The sequence below is a fragment of the Kitasatospora sp. NPDC057198 genome, from assembly GCF_042670125.1.
Classification (GTDB): Bacteria; Actinomycetota; Actinomycetes; order Streptomycetales; family Streptomycetaceae; genus Kitasatospora.
Genome location: NZ_JBHUWH010000542.1, coordinates 1 through 4,966 on the forward strand (window position 1 = coordinate 1; position 4,966 = coordinate 4,966).

Sequence of the window (4,966 nt, forward strand, 5' to 3'; positions counted from 1 at the left end):
GACCACCACCGGCGTGACGGTGACCACGGCACCGACCGATGCGGCGCGGGCGTGGGCGAGCGCGTTGCGCAGGGCCTCCCGGACGACGACGGCCACCTCGTCGCGGACCGGGCCGGGCAGGCGCCCCTCGTCCCCGCGCACCCGCAGCCGCACCGCGGTGCCGGTCGGCGCGGCGGCCCGCAGGTAGCCGCGCAGCGCCGCCTCCAGGGACGGCACCGGGGCGGCGGCCGCCCCGCCGCCGGACGGGGCGCCGCGCAGGTCCGCGACCAGGGCGCGGGTGGCGCCGAGGGCCTCGGCCAGGGCGGACCTGGCCTCGTCCAGGCGGCTGCGCCGGAGGTCGGGCCGCCCGGGAGGGGCGTGCTCCAGCAGGTCGAGGCGGCGCAGGACCAGCGCCAGCCCGCTGCCGATCCGGTCGTGCACCTCCCGGGCCACGAACGTGCGCACGTCCGCGTCGGGAGCGGCACCGATCTGGGTCATCGTCATCGTCATGGCAGGTACGCCCTCCTCCGTATCCGCTCCCGACCACCGGGACGAGCGAGATAGCGAGTGCTCGTTTTGTTCTGCAGCGCCACGTCCGGGCCGCCCGCACGCATCGGCACGGCCTCCCCCACGCTGCAGGCCCAGTGGCCCTTCGTTCGCGACACGACTGTAGTACCCGTCCCGACAAAAACAAAGCGGTTGCTCGCTTTATTTTCCGGCGCACCGCACAGCCGGGCTCAGCCCGCCAACGCCCCGGTCGGCGCCCCCGCCGACAGCCCGACCGGCGCCCCGGCCGCGGGCAGCCGGCTGCCGCTGAGGTCGATCCGGGCGACCACGGCGGGCACCGCGACGCCGGGCAGCACCATCTGCCACATCCGCACCAGGCGCTCGGTCAGGTCGGCGCGGCGGGTGGCGGCCTCGGAGTAGATCTGGATGCCGGTACAGCAGGAGACGACGTACTCGGCCAACTCCTGGACGTCCACCCCGGCCTGGAGCTCGCCCCGCTCGGCCCCGGTGCGCAGGAAGCCGGCCAGGACCTCCGTCCAGGCGTCGAAGGTGCTGGCGTCGTGCAGTTCGAGCGCGTCCCGCTCGACGCCGAGGCGGACGCCGGCCCGCAGGACCGGGTCGGTCCGCAGCTGCCTGGCCCACAGCAGCGTGGTGTCCACCACCCGCTGGACGCCCTCGGACTCCAGGTAGGGCACCACCGTCTGCTGCTGGGAGGAGGCCACGGCGGCGGCGAGGTCCTCCTTGTTCTTGAAGTGGAAGTACATCGCCCCCGGGGTCAGCCCGGCCCGCTCCAGGATCTTGGCGACGCTGGCGCCGGCGTAGCCCAGCTCGTCGAACGCCTCCGCAGCGGCCTTCAGGAGGGCGGCGCGGGTCTGCACCGCCCGCTCCTGCTTCAGTTCCTCACGCACCATGATCCCTCCGGAATTTTACAGAACGACCGCTATGGTATCGAACCGCGCCATCCCCGGCCAGCCTTCCCTTTACCTTTCCTTGGTCCGGCCCGGCTCGGCCGGAACCCCGGCGACACAACAACCGAACGACCGCTCTGCACTCCGCCCCTTCCCCCTCCCCTCCCCCCTCTCCTGCCTTCCCCTCCCCCTCTCCTGCCTCCCCTCCGATCAGACGTTCGCACCCACCTGGTTGACTGCGGTGGGAGGTCAGGGTGGAGGCGTTGCTCGCGGCGTTCGCGCCGATCTGGGTGCTGACGGCGGTCGGATGGCTGGCCGGGCGGACGGGGCTGCTGGGGGCGGACGCCGAGGCGGTGCTCGGGCGCTTCGTGTTCCACGTGGCGATGCCGGCCGCGCTGTTCACCGTGGTGGCGCGCACCGACCTGGCGTCCTTCGCCGACACCTGGGTGCTGGCCTTCGCCGCCGGGACGGCGGTGGCGTCGCTGCTGGGCCTGCTGGCCGGACGGCGTTCGAAGCGGTCCACCGCCGAGCGGACGGTGGCGGTGATGGCGGCGGGCTACGTGAACTCCGGCAACCTCGGCATCCCGGTGGCGGCACAGGTGCTCGGCAACGCCTCGTTCGTCGCGCCGGTGCTGCTGTTCCAGGTGCTGCTGGTCACCCCGGTGCTGCTGGCCGTGCTGGACGCCACCACCGGCGCCGCCCCGCCCTCCCCCGTCGAGCGGCTGCGGCGCCTGGCGCTGCTGCCGCTGCGCAACCCGGTGATCCTGGGCGCCGGCCTGGGCGCGCTGTTCTCGGCGGCCGGCTGGCACCTGCCCGGCCCGCTGGCGCACTCGGCGGACCTGCTGGGCGCGGCCGCCGTCCCCGCCGCGCTGGTCACCCTGGGCCTGTCGCTGCACACCCCGCCCGGTACGGCCCGGCAGCGCCCGGAGCGCGGCGAGCTGGCCGTCGCGGTGCTGGTGAAGGCGTTCGGGCAGCCGCTGGCCGCCCTGGCCGTCGGCGCGCTGCTGCTGCACCTGCCCGGCCCGCAGCTGCGGGCGGCGGTGCTGCTGTCGGCGCTGCCCACCGCGCAGAACGTGTACGTGTACGCGCGGCTGTACGGGGCGGCGCCGGTGCTGGCCCGCTCGGCGGTACTGGTCTCGACGGTGCTGTCGATGCTGACGCTGTCGGTCATCGCCTGGTCACTGGGCGGCGGTTGAGTCCGGCGGACCGGGCCGGGCGGCGGAGTGCGGCAGGTCACAGGCTTCGCCCCGGCGGGGGCCGCTCCCGTAGAGTTCGGCGGTACGGATGGGGCGATCGAGGAAGCATCGGCAGTGACGAACCAGCAGAGCGGCCCGGGCAGCGCCCCGGTCGAGGACGACACCGACTACGGCAAGGGCATCGACCCCGAGCGCCTGGAGCTGTGCCTGGAGGTGCTCGCCGAGCTGGACGGCATCCACGTCGACCACCCGGACGCGATCCGGGTCCGGTTGGCGGTCGGCGGCCTCTTCCGCACCCTCAAGCAGCGCCGCCGCCAGGAGACCCGGGCCCGCAAGACCGCCAACGACCGGGCGGTGACGGCGAAGACCGCGACGGGCGCGCCGGGCCGGATCGACGACGAGACGGCGGGCGCTTTCGGGCTGAGCACCGAGACCACCACCGAGCTGGCCGGGATCCTGGAGCGCCCGCGCTCCTGCTACACCTGCAAGCAGCGGTACGTCGAGGTGGACGCGTTCTACCACCAGCTGTGCCGCGACTGCGCCGCGCTGAACCGCTCGCGCCGGCACGCCCGCGCCGACCTGACCGGCAAGCGGGCGCTGCTGACCGGCGGCCGCGCCAAGATCGGCATGTACATCGCGCTGTGCCTGCTGCGCGACGGCGCGCACACCACCATCACCACCCGCTTCCCGAACGACGCGATCCGCCGCTTCACCGCGATGCCGGACAGCGCCGAGTGGATCCACCGCCTGAAGATCGTCGGCATCGACCTGCGCGACCCGGCGCAGGTGATGGCGCTGGCCGACGAGGTCGCCGCGGACGGCCCGCTGGACATCCTGATCAACAACGCGGCGCAGACCGTGCGCCGCTCCCCCGGGGCGTACCGCGAGCTGGTCGCGGCCGAGACCGCGCCGCTGCCCGCCGGGGTGCTGCCCGCCTCGACGGTGATCGGCCGGTTCGGCTCGGGCGCGGTGGACGTGCCCGCCCTGCCGGGGCAGAGCCGCGGCGAGCAGCCGTCGGTGAGCGCCGAGGAGGTCACCGCGCTGGCGCTGGTGACGGGTTCGGCCTCGCCGGAGCGGATCGCGGCCGGGACGGCAATCGACGCGGGCGGCCTGGTGCCGGACCTGGCGGACACCAACAGCTGGGTGCAGACCGTCTCCGAGGTCGGCCCGATCGAGCTGCTGGAGGTGCAACTGTGCAACTCCACCGCCCCGTTCATCCTGATCTCGCAGCTGCGCCCGGCGCTGGCCGCGTCCTCCGCCCGCCGCAAGTACGTGGTCAACGTCTCGGCGATGGAGGGCGTCTTCGAGCGCGGCTACAAGGGCTCGGGCCACCCGCACACCAACATGGCCAAGGCCGCGCTGAACATGCTGACCCGCACCAGCGCGCAGGAGATGTTCGAGACCGACGGCATCCTGATGACCGCGGTGGACACCGGCTGGATCACCGACGAGCGCCCGCACCCGGAGAAGATGCGGCTGCACGAGGAGGGCTTCCACGCCCCGCTCGACCTGGTGGACGGCGCGGCCCGGGTCTACGACCCGATCGTCCGCGGCGAGTTGGGCGAGGACCTGTACGGCTGCTTCCTGAAGGACTACCAGAAGGGCAAGTGGTGACGGACGATCAGGACCCCACCGCCGCGCACCCGTTGCCGCCGCTGGTCGGCGCGGGCGTGATCGTGCCGACCGGGGACGGCCGGGTGCTGATCGGACGGCGCACCACCGCCGGGGAGCCGCCGACCTGGAGCCTGCCGGGCGGCAAGGTCGACCACCCCGGCGAGTCCTTCGAGGCGGCGGCCGCACGGGAGTTGGCCGAGGAGACCGGCATCGTGCTGCCCGCCGAACAGATGCGGGTGCTGGCAGTGCTGCTCGACCACGAGCTGGGCCGCACCCGGGTGACGGCGGCGGTGCTGGCCCCGCCGAGCCTGGCCGAGGCCCTGGTCACCGAGCCGCACGCCTGCGCCGGCTGGGAGCGCGTCGCCCTGGACGCCCTTCCCGAGCCGATGTTCTACCCGTCCGCCCAGGTCCTCGCCGCCTGGCTGCCCGACTACCGGGCCCCCGGCGGTACCTGGCACTACCCGGCGGCCCCGCAGCCCTCCTGACGGCCCGTCAGGCCCGTTCCCCGGCCGGTCCAGGCCGATCCAGGCCGGTCCAGGCCGGTCCAGGCCGGTCCCGGCCGGTCCCGGCCCGCCCGCGCCTCCTGCCGACGAACCTTCAGGACCCCGAGGATCCCCGGGGCGACCGGGGGCGGCCGGGGACGGGGCACGGCACGCCGACCGACCGCACGGGCGACTCCGACCCGCCCCCGGGTTCCCGCACGAAGCGGCCCGCACGGGCGAGGCCAGCCCGCCGGGTCCCTTCCGTCCGTCCGGTCGAATC

5 protein-coding genes are annotated in these 4,966 nt (G+C 74.6%); 3 read left to right on the forward strand and 2 right to left on the reverse strand.

Going from position 1 to position 4,966, the window contains the following annotated elements; translation table 11 throughout:
• The coding region (locus tag ACFUEL_RS35035; protein ID WP_380241507.1) for a sensor histidine kinase at positions 1-489 on the reverse strand (489 nt) is incomplete at its 3' end.
• Between the two features lie 227 nt (positions 490-716).
• Positions 717-1,397, reverse strand: coding sequence for a ScbR family autoregulator-binding transcription factor (locus tag ACFUEL_RS35040; RefSeq protein WP_380241509.1), 681 nt, complete (start codon positions 1,395-1,397; stop codon positions 717-719).
• Positions 1,398-1,648: 251 nt separating this feature from the next.
• Here ACFUEL_RS35040 and ACFUEL_RS35045 point away from each other — a divergent pair, with 251 nt between their 5' ends.
• From ACFUEL_RS35045 to ACFUEL_RS35055, 3 genes are all read left to right on the forward strand, one after another.
• Positions 1,649-2,590, forward strand: a complete 942-nt coding sequence (locus ACFUEL_RS35045; RefSeq protein WP_380241511.1) for an AEC family transporter — start codon at positions 1,649-1,651, stop codon at positions 2,588-2,590.
• Positions 2,591-2,704: 114 nt separating this feature from the next.
• Positions 2,705-4,204, forward strand: coding sequence for an SDR family NAD(P)-dependent oxidoreductase (locus ACFUEL_RS35050; protein ID WP_380241513.1), 1,500 nt, complete (start codon positions 2,705-2,707; stop codon positions 4,202-4,204).
• Positions 4,201-4,689, forward strand: coding sequence for an NUDIX hydrolase (locus tag ACFUEL_RS35055; protein WP_380241515.1), 489 nt, complete (start codon positions 4,201-4,203; stop codon positions 4,687-4,689). Before ACFUEL_RS35050 ends, ACFUEL_RS35055 begins: the two co-directional genes overlap by 4 nt.
• Positions 4,690-4,966 lie beyond the last annotated feature (277 nt).